Source organism: Photobacterium gaetbulicola, assembly GCF_003025515.1.
Classification (GTDB): domain Bacteria; phylum Pseudomonadota; class Gammaproteobacteria; order Enterobacterales; family Vibrionaceae; genus Photobacterium; species Photobacterium gaetbulicola.
This window is the reverse complement of the sequence record NZ_PYME01000003.1, coordinates 164531-181841: the sequence shown is the minus strand read 5'-3', so window position 1 is coordinate 181841 and position 17311 is coordinate 164531. Positions and strand designations below refer to the sequence as shown.

Annotated in this window: 12 protein-coding genes; 7 read left to right on the top strand and 5 right to left on the bottom strand. The window is 53.2% G+C overall.

What is annotated here, in order from left to right; all coding sequences use genetic code 11:
* Positions 1 to 120 precede the first annotated feature (120 nt).
* From putA to C9J03_RS03615, 5 genes are all read left to right on the top strand, one after another.
* Entirely contained in the window at positions 121 to 3255 is a 3135-nt protein-coding gene (putA, locus tag C9J03_RS03635) for a bifunctional proline dehydrogenase/L-glutamate gamma-semialdehyde dehydrogenase PutA (RefSeq protein ID WP_044622014.1), read from the top strand.
* Positions 3256 to 3283: 28 nt separating this feature from the next.
* The gene (locus tag C9J03_RS03630; RefSeq protein ID WP_044621733.1) at positions 3284 to 3976 is read left to right on the top strand and encodes an aldehyde dehydrogenase family protein; all 693 of its coding nucleotides are present in this window, start codon (positions 3284 to 3286) and stop codon (positions 3974 to 3976) included.
* Between the two features lie 134 nt (positions 3977 to 4110).
* Positions 4111 to 5607, top strand: a complete 1497-nt coding sequence (gene putP / locus C9J03_RS03625; protein ID WP_044621732.1) for a sodium/proline symporter PutP — start codon at positions 4111 to 4113, stop codon at positions 5605 to 5607.
* Between the two features lie 374 nt (positions 5608 to 5981).
* Positions 5982 to 7955, top strand: coding sequence for a chitinase (locus tag C9J03_RS27085; RefSeq protein WP_044621731.1), 1974 nt, complete (start codon positions 5982 to 5984; stop codon positions 7953 to 7955).
* A gap of 315 nt (positions 7956 to 8270) precedes the next feature.
* Positions 8271 to 9380: a porin gene (locus C9J03_RS03615; protein WP_044621730.1), complete on the top strand. Its 1110-nt coding sequence runs from the start codon at positions 8271 to 8273 to the stop codon at positions 9378 to 9380.
* Between the two features lie 56 nt (positions 9381 to 9436).
* Here the strand turns inward: C9J03_RS03615 and C9J03_RS03610 are convergent, their stop codons facing one another.
* Positions 9437 to 10807, bottom strand: a complete 1371-nt coding sequence (locus C9J03_RS03610) for an L-serine ammonia-lyase (protein WP_044621729.1) — start codon at positions 10805 to 10807, stop codon at positions 9437 to 9439.
* Positions 10808 to 11153: 346 nt separating this feature from the next.
* On the opposite strand from C9J03_RS03610, the gene C9J03_RS03605 reads away from it, so the two are divergent.
* On the top strand, positions 11154 to 12968 hold the full coding sequence (locus C9J03_RS03605) for a S8 family serine peptidase (protein WP_044621728.1): 1815 nt from the start codon (positions 11154 to 11156) through the stop codon (positions 12966 to 12968).
* Positions 12969 to 13022: 54 nt separating this feature from the next.
* Here C9J03_RS03605 and C9J03_RS03600 read toward each other — a convergent pair whose 3' ends face one another.
* Positions 13023 to 14153 (bottom strand): HlyD family secretion protein, encoded by a 1131-nt coding sequence (locus C9J03_RS03600; RefSeq protein ID WP_039457688.1) that lies wholly within the window; start codon positions 14151 to 14153, stop codon positions 13023 to 13025.
* On the bottom strand, positions 14153 to 14536 hold the full coding sequence (locus C9J03_RS03595) for a DUF3302 domain-containing protein (protein ID WP_044621727.1): 384 nt from the start codon (positions 14534 to 14536) through the stop codon (positions 14153 to 14155). Before C9J03_RS03595 ends, C9J03_RS03600 begins: the two co-directional genes overlap by 1 nt.
* A gap of 314 nt (positions 14537 to 14850) precedes the next feature.
* Between C9J03_RS03595 and C9J03_RS03590 the strand changes: the two genes are divergently transcribed.
* Entirely contained in the window at positions 14851 to 16149 is a 1299-nt protein-coding gene (locus tag C9J03_RS03590; protein WP_044621726.1) for a tetratricopeptide repeat protein, read from the top strand.
* A gap of 36 nt (positions 16150 to 16185) precedes the next feature.
* Here the strand turns inward: C9J03_RS03590 and yieH are convergent, their stop codons facing one another.
* Together yieH and C9J03_RS03580 are read right to left on the bottom strand one after the other, a co-directional pair.
* Positions 16186 to 16854, bottom strand: coding sequence for a 6-phosphogluconate phosphatase (yieH, locus tag C9J03_RS03585; RefSeq protein WP_044621725.1), 669 nt, complete (start codon positions 16852 to 16854; stop codon positions 16186 to 16188).
* A 124-nt stretch (positions 16855 to 16978) separates the two neighbouring features.
* Positions 16979 to 17278: a hypothetical protein gene (locus C9J03_RS03580; protein ID WP_044621724.1), complete on the bottom strand. Its 300-nt coding sequence runs from the start codon at positions 17276 to 17278 to the stop codon at positions 16979 to 16981.
* Positions 17279 to 17311 lie beyond the last annotated feature (33 nt).

Genomic DNA, 17311 nt, shown 5'->3' with positions numbered 1-17311 from the left:
AGTGGTGGAAAATAAAATCCCCTCAATGGTAACACTGATGTAACATTTTTCTTGGGTGGGAGGCAGCGAGTAATGGAAAATGCTGTTTGCCTGATCCGGTACACTATTGAGGGAATCACTATGTTCAATGCGGCAGAAGTACTTCAGCCTGGTTTTATTGAGCGTCCACTGGATGAGCTCTGGTCCTTGATTTCACCCCTATACAGCGTGGATGAATCACAGTGGCTCGCGCAGTTGATGCCGCTGGCTGAGCCAACAGAGCAGGAGAGGCAGTATACTGCCGAGCAGGCGACAAGCTTGATTGAGCGGGTCCGCGCCGATCAGAACGCAGTCCAGATGATTGATGCCCTGTTGCTGGAATACAGTTTGGACACCAAAGAAGGGATCTTGCTGATGTGTCTGGCTGAGGCCTTGATGCGAATCCCCGATGCTGCCACAGCCGATGCCCTGATCCGTGACAAGCTCAGTGTAGCGGATTGGAAGTCGCACCTGAAAAACTCCGACTCGCTGTTTGTGAACGCCTCTACCTGGGGCCTGATGCTGACCGGCAAGGTGGTCAGTCTCGATGCCAAGGAAGATGGTGCCCCGAGCCATGTCATCAACCGCCTCGTTAACAAGATGTCCGAGCCGGTGATCCGCCAGGCCATGAACCAGGCAATGAAGATCATGGGTCACCAATTTGTCTTGGGCCGGACCATTGCCGAAGCCATGAAGAATGGCAAGAGCAAGCGTGATAAAGGCTTTACCTATTCGTTTGATATGCTGGGCGAAGCGGCTTTGACAGCCCAGGATGCCCAGAAGTATTTCAAAGACTATGTCATGGCTGTCGAGGCTGTCGGCCGTGACAGCTATGCCAGCGAAAGTGGCAGTAATACCCGCTCGCCGGATCCGACGGTGTCGATTAAGCTTTCCGCTCTGCACCCGCGTTATGACGTGGCTAACGAAGCCCGTGTGCTGGACGAGATGTACCTGTTGGTGCTGTCTCTGCTCAAGCGCGCTCGCGAGCTCAATGTCGGTATTACCATTGATGCCGAGGAGGCTGATCGTCTTGAGCTCTCGCTGAAGCTGTTTGAAAAGCTCTACCGCGCCGAGGAGGTAAAGGGATGGGGCCGTTTTGGTCTGGTGGTACAGACATATTCAAAACGTGCACTGCCGGTGCTGGCGTGGCTGGCGGCATTGGCCAAGGACCAGGGTGATGTGATCCCGCTACGCTTGGTGAAGGGGGCGTACTGGGACAGTGAGCTGAAGTTGTCCCAGCAGAGCGGCTATAGCGCCTATCCGGTGTTTACCCGCAAGGAAGCCACCGATGCTTCTTACTTGGCCTGTGCCCGCTTCATGCTGGCTCCTCACCTCAACGGCGTGTTTTATCCTCAGTTTGCCAGCCATAATGCGCACACGGTGTCGGCGGTGATGGCGATGGCGAAATCGCACCGCAACTTCGAATTCCAGCGTCTGCACGGTATGGGCGATGCGCTCTATAACCATGTCATGGAGATGCACCAGACCAATGTCAGGATCTATGCGCCGGTAGGTAGCCACAAAGACTTGCTGCCGTATTTGGTTCGTCGCCTGCTGGAAAACGGTGCCAATAGCTCGTTTGTGCATCGCTTGGTTGATGCCAACTGCCCGGTAGAAAGCTTGATCCAGCATCCGGTCGATATTCTGAAATCGCGTCCGACCCTGCATAACAGCTTGATCCCGCTGCCGCCGCAAATCTTCGGCGAACAGCGCAAGAATTCGGCCGGGGTCAATATTGATATTGCTTCGCAGTGGCAGCCATTCAGTGAGTCCGTGCAGGCGTTTGCCCGCCATCAGTGGCAAGCTGGCCCAATTATCAACGGGGCGGCGGTCATTGACAGTGGCAATACCGTGGCTGTGACCGCGCCATATGATCGCCGCGAAAGCGTAGGCAGTGTCACCTTTGCCAGTGCCGAACAGGTCAATGAAGCGCTCTCAATTGCCGCGCAGAGTTATCAGCAGTGGTCATCGCGGCCTGCGGCCGAACGTGCACAGTGCTTGCTGCGTCTGGCTGATTTGCTGGAAGACCATACCGGTGAGTTGGTGGCGCTTTGCCATCGCGAGGCGGGGAAAACTATCCAGGACAGTATTGATGAAATTCGTGAGGCGGTGGACTTCTGCCGTTTCTATGCCAACCAAGCGACCGAGGAGTTTTCCCAACCTAAGCCGGTGATGGGCTTTGACGGCACGACCCGTCAGCTGAGTTACCAGGGGCGTGGTGTCTTCGCTTGTATCAGTCCGTGGAACTTCCCGCTGGCAATCTTCCTTGGCCAGGTTTCGGCCGCGCTGGTTGCGGGCAATACCGTAGTGGCCAAACCGGCTGAGCAGACTTCGCTCATCGCCTTCCGTGCCATCGAGCTCATGCTAGAAGCGGGTGTGCCTGCCGGTGCGATTCAGTTGCTGCCGGGTACCGGTGCCGAGGTGGGTGCGCCGTTGACGGCCGATAACCGTATCGCCGGGGTGGCGTTTACCGGTTCGACCGAAACCGCCCAGCGGATCAACCGTAGTCTTGCAGCCCGAGACTGCGAGCCTGTTCCTTTCATCGCTGAAACCGGTGGTCAGAATGCCATGATTGTTGACAGTACTGCGCTGCCAGAGCAGGTGGTGCGTGACGTGGTGCGCTCGGCCTTTGCGTCGGCCGGCCAACGCTGCTCGGCATTGCGTGTGCTGTTTATCCAGCAGGATATCGCGGACAGGGTGATAGGCCTGATCAAAGGGGCAATGGCTGAGCTGTCTGTCGGCCGTCCTGAGCTGCACAGTACCGATGTGGGCCCGGTCATTGATGCAACGGCGCGCGACAAGCTGCAGACCCATATCCAGTCTCTGAAAAACCAGGCTACGTTAGTGGCACAGGCGAGTGTGCCAGTGAGCTGCCAGCACGGTGATTTTGTCCCGCCGTCGGCGTTTGAAATACCGTCTATCGATATTCTGAAAAATGAACACTTCGGCCCGATCCTGCACATCGTCCGTTTCAAAGCGAGCGAGCTGGATCAGGTGATCGACCACATCAACCAGACCGGTTTTGGCCTGACCATGGGGGTACACAGCCGCAACGAGCGTACCTACAGCCATATCGAGCGCCGTGCCCGTGTCGGTAACTGCTATATCAACCGGGATCAGGTGGGGGCGGTCGTTGGCGTTCAGCCGTTTGGCGGCCAGGGGCTATCCGGCACCGGCCCGAAAGCCGGCGGTCCGCACTACCTGTACCGCTTTACCCAAGACCGTGTTGAAGCCTAATGGCTGTCGAGAAAATTAAGGAGTGATCATGACTATTCAAACATTGGTAAATACAAGCTCGGCGGCATGGGAAGGCTGGAATAACCTTGGCTATCAAGCACGGACACGCATTCTGCGCCACTGGACCGATCAACTGGCGGCCGAATGCCGCGCCATGGTGGAGTATCAATGCCGCCAGGCCGAGGAGCATGTCGCCCCGACATTGTTGATGCCGGGCCCGACGGGGGAAACCAACGAACTGTACTGTGCCGGGCGGGGCAGCTTTGTGGTGACCGCCGACAATGAAACACCGTTGGTGGCATTTTTCGGCCAGCTAGCAGCGGCTTTGGTCACGGGCAACACGGTGTTTGTTTGCCTGCCTGCAGACTACCCGGTCAAGGCCAAAGACGTCGCTGTGCAGCTCGAGCAGAGCGGCTGTGCTGGCGGTGTGATCACCGCGATTGATAACGATCAGCTTGCCGATCTGGTCAGCCATCCCGCTGTGGCTGGCGTGGCCTATGCCGGCAAGCTGTCAACAACCCAGGCGCTTGGGCGCCAACTTGCTGCCCGAGACGGCTTGCTTGCTCAGCTTATCAGTGAAACTGATACCGAGCAGCTGCCGGTTATCGGCAGTCCGACATACTCACTGCGTTTTGTGACCGAGAGGACACGGACGATCAACATTACTGCGGTTGGCGGCAACGCCACCTTGCTTGAGTTGGGGAGCGGTGAGGAACATTAACCAGAGGGTGGGCCGCTGCATGCAGGAATTTAGCTTGCAACCTGCTGGCGGCCGAGCAACCCATCGCTGATTATCAGCGCTAAAACCAAATGCCCCTGCTATGGACAGGGGCTTTATGTGAGGGAACTCAAACAATGATAGAGAATAGCTTTGCTATTACAGCAACGTTTATCGCCTACCTGATCGGTATGCTGGCCATTGGCTACATTGCGTATAAGCGAACGTCAAATTCAGCCGATTACTTCCTTGGCGGACGTACATTGGGACCTTGGCCCGCAGCGCTTTCTGCCGGTGCATCGGATATGAGTGGCTGGCTGCTGCTCGGTCTGCCGGGCTACGCCTATGCGGCGGGTATCGAGTCTCTGTGGCTGGCTGGCGGCTTGCTGCTGGGGACCTGGCTCAACTGGCTGATCTGTGCCAAGCGCCTGCGTACCTACAGTATTACTACCGATAACGCACTGACCATGCCGGAGTTTCTGGCCCGTCGCTTCAACGATAAATCCAAGCTGATCCAAACTATTTCAGCATTCTTTATCTTGCTGTTTTTCCTCTTCTATACCAGCTCGGGTTTGGTTGCCGGTGGAAAGCTGTTCGAGACCGTATTCGGCCTTGACTATACCATTGCGGTGATTGTTGGTACGGTGTGCGTGGTGTCTTACACCTTGTTCGGTGGTTTCCTGGCGGTGTCTTGGACCGACTTGGTGCAGGGCCTGCTGATGGCGGCGGCATTGATGATTGTGCCGATTGCGTCGATGAACGGCAGCCCGGTAGATTTGGCTGTGGCGCTGGAAGCGAAAAACCCTGAATTGATGACCCTGTTCAACGATGTGAAGGGCGAGCCGCTATCGGCTATCGCGATTATTTCCCTTGCGGCCTGGGGCCTGGGCTATTTTGGCCAGCCGCACATTCTGGCGCGATTTAAGGCGACCCGCAGCAATGCCGATATCACTACTGCCCGCCGCATTGCGGTTGGCTGGACGGCGCTGTCGATGGCCGGTGCGATCCTTGTCGGTCTGGTTGGTATTTTGTACGTTGATAACCAGCTGGCCGGTAACCTTGACGACGGCGAGCGTATTTTCATGCTGCTGGTGAACTCAATGTTCCACCCGGTAATTGCCGGTATTTTGCTGGCGGCGATCTTGGCTGCCATTATGAGTACGGCTGACTCCCAGTTGCTGGTATCGTCATCGGCGCTGGCGGAAGACTTCTACAAGCAGGTGTTCCGTCCGCAGGCATCGTCGGAAGAAATTGTGAGAGTTGGTCGTATCGCGGTGATCGTGCTTTCTATCATTGCCCTGATGCTGGCGATGAACCCAGACAGCACAGTACTTGGCCTGGTGTCTTATGCTTGGGCGGGCTTTGGCGCGGCATTTGGCCCGGCACTGTTGATTAGCTTGTTCTGGAAACAGATGAACCGCAATGGCGCATTGGCCGGTATTGTGATCGGTGCGATGACTGTGGTGATCTGGAAGCAGCTCAGTGGCGGTATTTTCGACTTGTACGAAATTGTCCCTGGCTTTGTTTTTGCTACTATTGCGATTGTGGTGGTGAGCAAGATGACAGGTGGGGTCTCGCAAGACGTTGCCGCACAGTTCGACACTTACCAGAAGAATCTCGTCGAGTTCAAGTAATCCTCTGGGGTGATTGACAATTAATAAGGCGGCGTCTGTTTTCAGATGCCGCTTTTTTATGTCCTTGGCAACTGCATCTTTATCCATCTTTTCAATGCCTTCTGGCTATAAATTCATGCTCTCAATGTAAAGGGATATTGCGCTCATGAACAGCGTGATGCTTATTCCGCATTTTTGTTTTTGACGAGATTAATGCGTTTCATTTCATTGCTTACCCCTCACAATTTATGAGCTTATTAATGCTATTGCTGCCTTGCCTAAGCCTTCCCAGCTTGCGTGTTGGGATCCGGCCAATAGGTGTGATCAGCCGTTTACTCACGCTGATGTGTGGTGGTTGCGTAAGGTAGCTTGGCGTGAATGGAATGGATAACATTATGAAAATAAATCAGAAAAAAGCAGTGTTACAGAACAGCCTCACTCTTGCCCTTATAGGTATGGCAAGTGCGGCAGTCAATGCCGAACCCTATGAGATGCTGCTCAGTGATGTGCTGGCCGATGAACAAGCCATTATCGCAGAGCAGCCCGAAGGGCTGGCATTGGTGATGGAGTCAATCCGCACCTTGGACAATGACGCCGTCGAGGCGATCACCGTCGGCAACCCGAATAATCCGGAGAATGTAAAACGGGTAGAGTCGATTGTCAGTGAGCAGGATTGGAACTTCCTCTTTGTTGAGCGCCACGCGCAATATACCTATCTCAATTTCCTCAAGGGCATCGGCAAGTTCCCGGCGTTTTGCGGGAATTATGATGATGGCAGAGATGCCGAGGCGATTTGCCGTAAATCGCTGGCGACCATGTTTGCCCACTTTACCCAGGAGACGGGTGGGCATAATGCCTATAGCGAATATCCGGAGTGGCGCCAGGGGCTTTACTATTTGCGCGAGGTGGGCTGGAGCGAAGGCACTTCCGGCGGATACGGTATTTGTGATCCGGGCTTGTGGCAGGGTGAGGCCTATCCGTGCGGTCAGTTTGAAGATGGCTCCTACAAGAGCTACTTCGGCCGTGGTGCCAAGCAGCTCAGCTACAACTACAACTATGGTCCATTTTCCCACGCCATCTATGGCAATGTCGAAAAGCTGCTCAACGAACCTGAGCTGGTGGCAGACTCTTGGCTTAACCTGGCCAGTGCCGTGTTCTTCTATCTTTACCCGCAGCCACCCAAACCCAGTATGCTGCATGTGCTCGACGGCACCTGGCAGCCAAACCAGGCTGACTTGAACGCCGGCCTGGTGCCCGGGTTCGGGGTGACTACCATGATCATCAACGGCGGCGTTGAGTGTGGCGGTTCGAGTGAGCATATCCAGTCGCAGAACCGCATCGATTACTATCGTGAATTTGCCAAGTACCTCGACGTACCTATTGCCGAGGGTGAAGTGTTAGGCTGCGCCAATATGCAGGCCTTCGATGCTGGCGGTGCCGGCGCACTCAACGTTCACTGGGAAGAAGACTGGGGTTGGACACCGGATACACCGACAGGCCAAACCTACAAGTGCCAGCTGGTGGCCTACCAAGGTCCATTTTCTGCCTTCGTCGAAGGGGACTACCGCAAGTGTGTCGAAGATAAATTCGATGTCAATATCATCAATGATCTCGAGGGCGTGCCGCCTACTGCTGATGCCGGTGGCGATATAACCCTGTTCTCGGATAATACCCGGGTTACGCTTGACGGCAGCGGCTCGCATGATCCTTATGGTGAAATTGTCAGCTATCAATGGCAGCAGGTTTTGGGCAATACCCTTGAAATTGCCGCAGCCGATCAAGCGAAAGCTTCTGTCGTTGTGCCCAAGGTCGAGACGGAGATCCTGTACCATTTCGAGCTAACGGTGGTGGATGATGATGGCCAAACAGCATCGGATACCATGACGATCACTGCGAAAGTCGTGCCAGATAATTTCCCGCCTACGGTCACGCTCGCCGGGCCGCAATCAGTGAAAGCCTCGGAGCCGGTTGTTATCACCGCGACCGTCGAGGACCCGGATGATACCGAGTTCAGCTTTAACTGGCGTGCGTCAAACGGTATCTCGCTGGATGTGGCTGAAGATAATCGCTCTGCCAGTTTTGTTGCACCTGCGGTTGAGAATGAAACGACTGTTACGGTCTGGCTGGATGTTACGGATAGCGTCAATGAGCCCGTAACTGCCTCACACAACCTCGTCATCAAGCCGGCTTCAACCGGTGAATACCCGGCTTGGGAGCTCGGCAAAAACTATGTCGAAGGGGAGCGTGTCACCAATTTGGGCGATAACTATGAATGTAAGGCGTTCCCATACAGTGGCTGGTGCGGTGTCGCTGAGGCCTACAAGCCAGGAGAGGGGCATGCATGGCAGGATGCCTGGACCAAGCTATAGCTGATATGACTAGAAGCTGATATTTATGCGGTGCTCAGCGCCTGAGTGCCGCTTCTTTATCTGAAGAGCAAAGTTTTGTTGGTGTATTTGACTATAAAACGAACACTTGAACGCAAAAGGGAAAAATAATTCTCAGTAGGTATGTTGTGGCTAAGTAATTGACTTTGGAGTGTTATTTTTATCTGGCTTAGTTTTTTAACGCAATATCCCGCTTACTTGTGTACTAGTTTGCTATTACATTGTTATGGGGGTTCTGATAGTTTGTGCTGGTCACCACGCACTATTGTCAACACTATCACTAGAAGAGCCTGTTCCATGAAGTTGAAAATTTCCTCTGCCATCATCTCCACACTTTTACTGGCTGGCCAGGCATCCGCCATCACTCTTTATGAAGATGAGCAAAATAAATTCGATGTCGGTGGCGTTTTTGTCCTCGACGCTTTCCAACCGGTCTGGGGCGAAGACGATATCTTCTCTGCCACCCGCAGTATCCTCAACCTGGGCTTTGAGCGCCAGCTGCAATATGGCTGGACGCTGGATGCCAAGTTCGAGTGGGATCAATTTCTGAATAATCCGACGTCTGGCAGCAGCAACTTCCGTAACCGCTTGGGCTACGTCACCATCAATAACGATGAGCTGGGTAGCCTGCGATTCGGTAAACAGTGGTCGGCATACCATGATCTTGCCCGTTACATGGATAACCTGATCATCATCGACCCTGATGCGACACCGATTTACTCTGAAGGTACTGACGGCGGTTTCGCGGCAACGGGCCGCGGTGATAACCTGGTGGCTTACCGCTACAGCAACAGCGGCGTGAATGTTTCGGCGCACTACGGTTTTACCAGCAACGGTGAATCCGGCAGTTTTGAAGATGAAAACAACCAAGTTCAAAGCGATACGGTCAAGCGTGATTACAACTACGCGCTATCGACCAGCTATGACTTTGACTCGGGGCTGAGCTTGGGTGTGGCTTACCTGGAAAACAAGGTTGAAGTTGCGCAGGCCTCTGAGGTTAACGGCTTGGAAGACGGCGACAAGCAAACAGCATTGACTGTTGGCGGTCAGTATGTTGCTGGTGGCCTGAAGGTGGCAGCGGTTTACACCAAGGGTGAGAATATCCACAAAGCGGGCCTACAGGGCGCTCCTCGCGCAGAATGGGCAGATGCCAACGCAGTAGACGTCTATGCGCATTACGCGTTTGGATCAGGCCTGCGTCCGTACGCTTATGCTTCACACGTTGATTTCGACGGTGAAAATGGCGTAGATGGTGACCGCCAGGTATATGCAGTGGGTTTGTCTTACGCCTTCACGCCGAAAACCGTGCTGTCTTTCGAAGCCAAGCGAAACGAGCTGAACGAGTTCAGTGGTGAGCCTGGCCGTACTGATAACGGCGGTGGTTTCAACTTCGCGTACGTATTCTAATTCTGCTTTCAAGCACTAATAAAAGGCTGGCATGGTTGCCAGCCTTTTTCATGCCGCTATTCGCATGGAGGAGCCAGGTGGATCATCGCCAGGCCGCCGAGTGAGGTTTCGCGGTATTTCTTGTTCATGTCCTTGCCGGTTTGGTACATGGTATCAATCACCTTGTCGAGCGAGATGCGCGATTTGCTGTTGCGCTTGAGGGCCATGCGCGAGGCGTTGATCGCTTTCATTGCGCCCATGGCATTGCGCTCGATACAAGGGATCTGAACCAAGCCGCCAATGGGGTCACAAGTCATGCCCAGCGAGTGCTCCATGGCAATTTCAGCCGCCATGCAGATCTGCTCGTTGCTGCCGCCGCGGATCGCCGTCAGGCCGGCTGCCGCCATTGAGGATGACACACCAATTTCACCCTGGCAGCCCACCTCTGCACCGGAAATAGACGCATTCATCTTGTACAGCATGCCGATGGCGGCGGATACCGCAAGGAAGTCTTTGATTTGCTTGTCATTAAGCTCGTGGATGAACTTGTTGTAGTACATCAGTACAGCTGGGATCACACCTGCCGCCCCGTTGGTTGGCGAGGTAACGACCTGGCCACCGGCGGCATTTTCTTCGCTGACGGCAAAGGCAAACACGTTTACCCAATCCAGGACCACCATAGGATCGTTCTCGATCTCTTGGTTGGACTCGAGCTTCTTCAGCAGTGCCGGGGCGCGGCGTACCACATGCAGGCCACCTTCCAGTATACCTTCGGTCTCAAAACCGCGGGCCATGCAGTTCGCCATCACCTGCCAGATCTGGTTTGCCTTGGCATCCAGCTCTTGCTGGCTGCGGAAGGCTAGCTCATTGCGCAGGAACATGGCGCCAATACTTATCCCCTCTCGCTCGGTGATTCTGAGGATATCTTCCGCCGAGTTGAATGCGAAAGGTACCTTGACTTCGCTGGTGGCTTTGCCGTTTTGTAGCTCGTCGGCAGTAGCAATGAAACCACCGCCTATCGAGTAGTAGGTCTCGATAAATAGCTGCTTGCCGGCGTGGTCGAAGGCGGTAATGGTCATGCCGTTTTCATGCAACGGCAGATTATCACTGTGAAACAGCATGTCGGTATCGACATTGAAAGCGATGAGCTTTTTACCCGCCAGTAGTAAGGTTCTGTTGGCAATCCCATCGGCCATCGCCTGGTTGGCGGCCTGGATATCAATCGCATCGGGCTTGTTGTGCATCAACCCCAGGATTGATGCTCGGTCGGTGTGGTGGCCTTTGCCTGTTAGCGACAAAGAGCCGTACAGATCCACTTGTACCCGGGCCACATCGTCCAGCATGGCATCCACTTTCTGGCAGAAATCAAAACCGGCCAGCATAGGCCCGTTAGTGTGAGAGCTGGACGGGCCTACCCCCACTTTGTAGATATCAAAAATAGATAGCATGGTCTTTCCTTAAAAAATCACATTTATTAATAAGTTTGGCAGAAAGAAACAAGCCGACACGGGAAAAGCAGGAAAAAACCGAAACAATAGTAGAAAATTGGCTAGAACATTGAGAGAGAAAAAAATAAGAGACAAAAATTTGTCTCTTATTCTATTTTCATCAATTGTTGAATTTGTATTTTCTCGGTGAATGGTTTGAGGTTTCTTATTTGATATATAAGTTATTTTCTGAAAGGTGATCCCAAAATTATTAATTTATTTTGATGGCTAATTCTAAAAGTTATTAATTTAAATCAGGCGACAAAACGCTTGGTGGGAATGATAATAACATAACTAGGAATATATCATGGAAATAAAGAAAACCTTTTGCTCCTATATTGCAGCGTCAATAATTTGTTCTTTATATTCAATGTCAGTGACAGGGGCTGAAACGGAAAATATTGCCTCGCCTGACTTTGCCTTTGCTAATACCAGCTTGAGCTATGGCGATAACGGCTACCAGGAAGATCCGCTGGGGATGATCAGAGCGTTTGACGGAAACCCTTATACTTCATGGCATCCCGCTCTTCGCGAGGACTCTTGGCTTGGGCAGCTGTTTCCCGAAGCCATGGCGGTAACGGGGTATTCAGTCAAAGGCAATATTGAACATTTTAAAATTCAGGCTAGTCACGATGGGATTGCTTGGCAAACCCTCGATACTCAGCGTGAGCAAACCATCAGTTCGCAACTAACCTACTTTACAATACCGGAAGAAAAGGTAGGGGCTTATCAGTATTATCGCCTATATACCATTGGGGATAATTATTCAGCCAATATAAATATGCTTGAACTATATGGCCATCGCGGAGAAAGCAGTGGTGGTGTGCCTGAAGATGTTACGATGCCGCAGTTTGCCTCTGCCAGTTCCAATGCCTGGGTTATGACAGATACGGCCTTTGAATATTTACCGAACCTTCACACCTTGGCATTCGATAATATTAGCGGCGGTTATAACTTTTCGGAAAATACCTATTGGCGCCCCGTTAGCCAGAATAATGAATGGTTGGCTCAGTCATTTACTCGTCCCCAGCGAATTGTCAGTTATACCCTTGAGGCCCCCTCGCAATACATGGCCCCAGAGCACTGGTTGCTGCAGGCCAGTATTGACGGCAGTACATGGTTGACGCTGGATGAACGCCAGAACCAGGAGCTGGGAAAGGAAAAGCAAAGCTACGAGATAGCATTTGAGCAGCAGGGCAGCTACCCATACTACCGTCTGTATTTCCCCTCTAATGTGAAACCGATTGGGGTCAGTGAAGTTGAACTGCTAGCGGCCGGTGCGACAGCCGCGCCCGTGCCACAGGATGATGCGGTGATGGTGGTGATCAGGGATGCGTTTGGCGACGCGCCATGGTACGAGGAAGGCTCGCACGGTGGCTTTGTCATGGCCATTGCCCAAGGTCACTACAATGCTGAGTTGGATGTGGATGAGAGTGTCGAGTTCCGGACATCCAACATCAATGATGACAGGCGCGACAGTGCGCCGATAGATCTGTCCGAAGAGGCTTTTAAGGCCGATGTCATCAATATGAGCTCCAGCAGCACGACCTATGATGCCGGCAAGAAAGCGGTTAAATCGCTCAATGACTATTACCCGCAGCAGCCGCTCAAAATTACCTCGGCTGGTAATGCCTCGACGGTCTGCACTGCTGAAGCGGCTGAACTGGGTCGCCAGGTGGGATTGAGTGCCTCCGCGCTGGAAGCGCACTTTGCTGGTGTCCCCCAGTCCGAGTGGGAGCACTATTACAAAGCCTGTGATATGACGGTCGTGGCAGCCATCGATGCGCAGCAAGAGGAGAGCTGGATTGTCGTGGCGGGCTATATGGGTGATCCGTACCGCCCACAAAAGCCGCTGGGGATCCTGAAAGACCGCGGGGTCGTCGCCCCCTATAAGATTGATGGCCGCGACGGCACCAGCTTTTCGGCCCCCTATGTGAGCGCGCTGGCTGCCATGATACTGCAACGTGCCCCCGAGCTAACGGCAAGTGAGGTTGCGGCAATCATATTCGCCACCGCTGACGATCTCGGTGAGCCCGGGGTTGATGAGGTGTGGGGGCACGGACGTGTCAATCCTGCAAGAGCGATGCAATATATGGATGAGCAGGGATACGGATACCCTTAATAGTGAGGCGGCCTAATGGCCGCCATTTTTCGCTGAACAGTGCCTAATTGCGGATCAATGATCGAGGAACAGGTAGTTCTGCCAGCTTTTCATTCTGATCAGGACTTTGCGCATTACCGATACATGTTCGAAGCTATCGGAATAGACCGCTATTTCGATATTGGCCCCTTGTGGCAATTGATACTCACTGAGATCGTCGGTGATTTTCAGTTTGACCAGCGGGCGCCCTTGGCGCAGCAGCAAGTCACTGCCGTAAAGTACCCCTGCCGCTTGGATTTGGCTCTCACCGATAGCCGGCAATACTTCCACCACCTCGCCCTGGAACGTCTTGCCGGGCAGGGCTCGGAAGATAAAATCGGCCTTGAAACCGGGGCGCAGCCTCAGCAAGGAGTTCTGCCTGAACGCACCAATAAAGAACTGCTCTTCCTGATGGATAAAGGTCATTACCGGTTTGAGTGGCAAGGGCACGGCCATCATGCCGGGCCGCAATGTTACTTGGGTGACAAAACCGGCGGTAGGGGCATGAACCACGGTTTCTTCAAGATTGAACTGGGCCTGGATCAGCTGGGCGCGTACTTTGGCGATAGCGGTGTTTTCTCCCATGATCTGTGACTCGAAGGCCAGCTTGGCGCGTTGCTCCTCTGCCCTTGCCGCAGACAGTGAAGCTTCAGCGCTGCGGTAGAACTGGCGGCGGTTATCCACTTCCGATTTGGTAAAGGCACCGCGCTTGTATCCCTTTTCGTAGCGCTGGTATTGGCTCAAGGTTCTATCCCGCTCGGCAACAGCCCGTTCCGTGCTCGCTCTGGCCGCATGGAAAGCCGCCTCTAGGCCCATGACATTTTGTTTCGCTTCGGCCAACGCCGCTAATTGTAACTGGACCTCGGCTTCATACGGTGTGGGATCGATACGAAACAGGATATCGCCCTTTTTGACCGGGGTATTGGCGGCAACCGGTACCTCAATCACTTTGCCCCTCACGCCGGGGACTATCGGGGTGGTGACGTAAAACTGCCCGCCCATGTTGCTATGAGGGTGGTTGTAGTTCATCAGTAAAATTAAGGTGCCGATCAAAATGATACCGCCGAGAACCGCAGTTGGGACGGTCCACTTGTTGAGTGGGATATTGAAAATCTTGAATACGGCAATGCACAGGGCGGCGTAGGTCAGAATGAGTAATAGGTCCATTAGTCTTCGTCCCCCTGCGTGCGGTCTGGTGGTGTTTCGTTGTGTGATTGCTTGACCTCCAGCTCTGAGACTTTTTCGGTCAGGTGTTCGACCCGTTCTGATAGCTTGAGGATTTCGTGATGAAGCTCGTTTTGTTCGTTCTGGAGTTGGGTGAATCCCCAGCCTCGATCTTCGCGCCATAGCGTGGCCCAAATCCACAGGAACGGCCATAGCGCATGCAGGGTAAACAAGCTGACCCAGCCGGCATAATGGATGGCATCTTGGTGGGGGTGGTTGCGTTTTTTTGATATTTCATAGGGAATATCGTGGATGGCGATGATCCCATAGAACAGGAAAACCGCGACAAAGCACAATACGCCCAGGGCAAAATAGTCGAGAAACATCCTTGCTCCTTGTCCTTATCAGATCGGCGGTGACGTTGTGCCGGCTTCCGGGCAAGGCACATTCCAGTCATGATCAAATTTAGCATTGATTTACTTTTATGCTTGTTTTACTTGGTTTTATTTTGATATCGGCAATGTGAATAAGAAGGGGGATGCCGTATATTTGTCAGGAATTTGTGCTCCAGTTATTGGCCTGGTGGTCGATATATGTAGGCGAGAGAAAAGATAGCCGCTCAGGGGAAAACGGGGGGCTATTTCACCGAGTATTGTATGGTGTTCGGTAACCTGTAATAAACACTGACCGTCGAGGGGATATGCCTTACCTATTGATTGCTACCGGCCTGTCAGCGGGCCTACTGGCGTGGATCCTATACCGTTTTTTTGCCTCCAAGGCGGAGCAGCAACAGTCTTTGGAAGAAAAGCGGCAAAAAGAGGCCAGGTACCAGCAAGTGTTGGAAAAAGCCAAAGTGGCCGAGCGTGAGGATAAAATATTCAAGGCGCAGACAGGGCATGTGCCAAGTCAGTTGTCTTTGGCGAAGGAGTATGAATTAACCAATACTCGTGAAGCTATCTACTGGTATGGAAAAGCAGCAAAACTCGACAATATTATTGCTCAGAATGCCTTGGCACGCTTGTGCCGGACCGACATCGACGATCCTGACGGCGAAGCAAAGTCGCAATACTGGGAGCAGGTGGTTAAAGCCAAGCGTGGCGAGGCGAAAGAGCTGTTCGAGCTTGGCTTGCTATTGATCCGTGGCCTGGGAACCGACATCGATGTTGATGCCGGGCTGGACAAGGTGCGGGAGGCAGCGGATAAAGAGTGGCTTGCTGCTATGCTATTTCTGGGTGATTGGTATCTTTCTGAGTTTTCTCAACCGCACCAGCCGGTGGAGGCTTTCTTGTGGCGTTTTCGGGCTGCCAGGCTAGGCGATATCAGCGGTTTCATGAAAACGGCTTTTTGTTACCAGGCTGGGATCGGCGTGAGCAAGGATAGTGCCCGCACCATGTATTGGCTGGAGCGGGCTGCAGAGCGAGGAGAGGGGGAAGCCCAGTTGCTGGTGGCCAAACTGCATAACCGGGATACGATGTCCGATGCTGCGATCGCTTATATCTGGTATTCCTTGGCTTACGCCAATGGTCTTAAGCAAGCGAGGAAGGCCCGGGATGGCGTGGTACAGCAATTTGATATCGATACCATTCTGGGCGTACAGAATGTGGCAAACAGGATCTATAAAATGCTCAGGCAAGGTGGCGAAGTGGAAGCCCATTCGGTGATGCACTTGCTTGATAAGCTATACGATAGAAGCGGTTACCGGCCAACGGAAGAGATGCTTGATTCGATAGCGTTGGGAGAGCTGGCCAGTGAAATGTCGACGTTGCAGCCTATTGAACATGAACAACAAGCTCACAACCTGCCGCAGAGGTTTGATGGCGAGGCGCTGTCTGAATCGTCTGATGAGCTAAACACGGACACATTGCCTGCCGATGCCGTTGGTAGCGTCCCTAGCCAATCGGCTATGTCGGGCTATCAGCAGCAATCGTGGCACATGTCTTGGGATAGCCTGCTGTCAGGTGGCGATATTCGGCAGGATAAGCCCGAGAAAAAGCAGTGACGATGACAAAAAAGGCCCTGGTTGGGGCCTTTTTTGTTACAGGGCTTGGATATAGTCAAGCAGCTGGGGCATCTCGGTCAGGGTGATCACCCGCGGATCCTTGATTTCCGGCGCATGGGGGGCGGCATAGTGGAAGGTGGGGATCCCGGCATTGAGGCCGGCCTGGACGCCCCGCGCGGTGTCATCGACGAACACGCAGTCCTGCAGCCGGTACCCCATATTCATCGCGGCAAAGTGCAGCAAGTCCGGGTCTGGCTTCCAGCTACTGGCTTCAAAGCCGCTGAATAATTTCCCTTCAAAGAAATGCAGCATGTCGGTCAGGCCGAGGGTGTGCTCCATTTTATGGACAGGGCCGTTGGAGGCAATGCACATGTCGATCCCCTGCTGGGTCAGTTTCTGGAGCAGATCGGGTACCCCGGCAATCGGCGTTAGGTGTTCGTTGAAGAGTTTGCGGCATTCTTCCCGGTACATCGGCTCAAGGATATCGATAGACGCCGTTACCCCGGTACGGCGCCGGGTTTCGGCCAGGATATCGACAATCTTGCCGCCTTGGAAATGCTCGATACACTCATCGAGGCTGAGCTGTCCGCCGAGCCGGGAAAAGATGTTCACTAAAGCCTGGTTACACAGCCGCTCGCTGTCTACCAAGGTGCCGTCGCAGTCAAAGATGACACAGCGGGTGTGATAGGGCTGATCCTGTCTCATAGTTTTATCCTGTCTATCTCGCTGCTTTGATTGTTAATCCAGCCCTACGCTTCCGACAATACGAAGATTGGTATTTTGCTAGCTACATCGCCAACTGTTTGTGAAATAGCAGAAATAATTTGAATCAGCGCGCATTGAGCAGGCCACCAACCTTACCTTGGCGGGGCCGGATGATAGAAGCTTCGAGCATAGCGATGCCTGAACCGACTTGTTGTTGCGCCACTTTGGCGCCATGGCCTGGGTAGGGAATACTGATAGACGTTAATTCTGTTTTTAGTTTGGTCGCAGTGATTTGCTCGACATTTATCAGAAGTTGCCATTTATGGATGTGGCTATCGTCACTATACTTGTTGGCAAAAGCAGTGAAAAAGGCAATGCCATACAGTTCACCAAGGTAGGCAGAATAAAGCGGGTTTGTTTCCATGGGCACAAGCCTGTGTTGATAGTCTTTGAGGTA

Bases quoted from the DNA above. Each gene is read 5' to 3' on its own strand.
- C9J03_RS03595 (WP_044621727.1), bottom strand. From the start codon at position 14,536: ATGTTTCTCGACTATTTTGCCCTGGGCGTATTGTGCTTTGTCGCGGTT.
- C9J03_RS03600 (WP_039457688.1), bottom strand. From the start codon at position 14,153: ATGGACCTATTACTCATTCTGACCTACGCCGCCCTGTGCATTGCCGTA.
- putP (WP_044621732.1), top strand. From the start codon at position 4,111: ATGATAGAGAATAGCTTTGCTATTACAGCAACGTTTATCGCCTACCTG.
- C9J03_RS03605 (WP_044621728.1), top strand. From the start codon at position 11,154: ATGGAAATAAAGAAAACCTTTTGCTCCTATATTGCAGCGTCAATAATT.
- C9J03_RS03630 (WP_044621733.1), top strand. From the start codon at position 3,284: ATGACTATTCAAACATTGGTAAATACAAGCTCGGCGGCATGGGAAGGC.
- C9J03_RS03615 (WP_044621730.1), top strand. From the start codon at position 8,271: ATGAAGTTGAAAATTTCCTCTGCCATCATCTCCACACTTTTACTGGCT.
- C9J03_RS03590 (WP_044621726.1), top strand. From the start codon at position 14,851: ATGCCTTACCTATTGATTGCTACCGGCCTGTCAGCGGGCCTACTGGCG.
- C9J03_RS03580 (WP_044621724.1), bottom strand. From the start codon at position 17,278: ATGGAAACAAACCCGCTTTATTCTGCCTACCTTGGTGAACTGTATGGC.
- C9J03_RS27085 (WP_044621731.1), top strand. From the start codon at position 5,982: ATGAAAATAAATCAGAAAAAAGCAGTGTTACAGAACAGCCTCACTCTT.
- yieH (WP_044621725.1), bottom strand. From the start codon at position 16,854: ATGAGACAGGATCAGCCCTATCACACCCGCTGTGTCATCTTTGACTGC.
- putA (WP_044622014.1), top strand. From the start codon at position 121: ATGTTCAATGCGGCAGAAGTACTTCAGCCTGGTTTTATTGAGCGTCCA.
- C9J03_RS03610 (WP_044621729.1), bottom strand. From the start codon at position 10,807: ATGCTATCTATTTTTGATATCTACAAAGTGGGGGTAGGCCCGTCCAGC.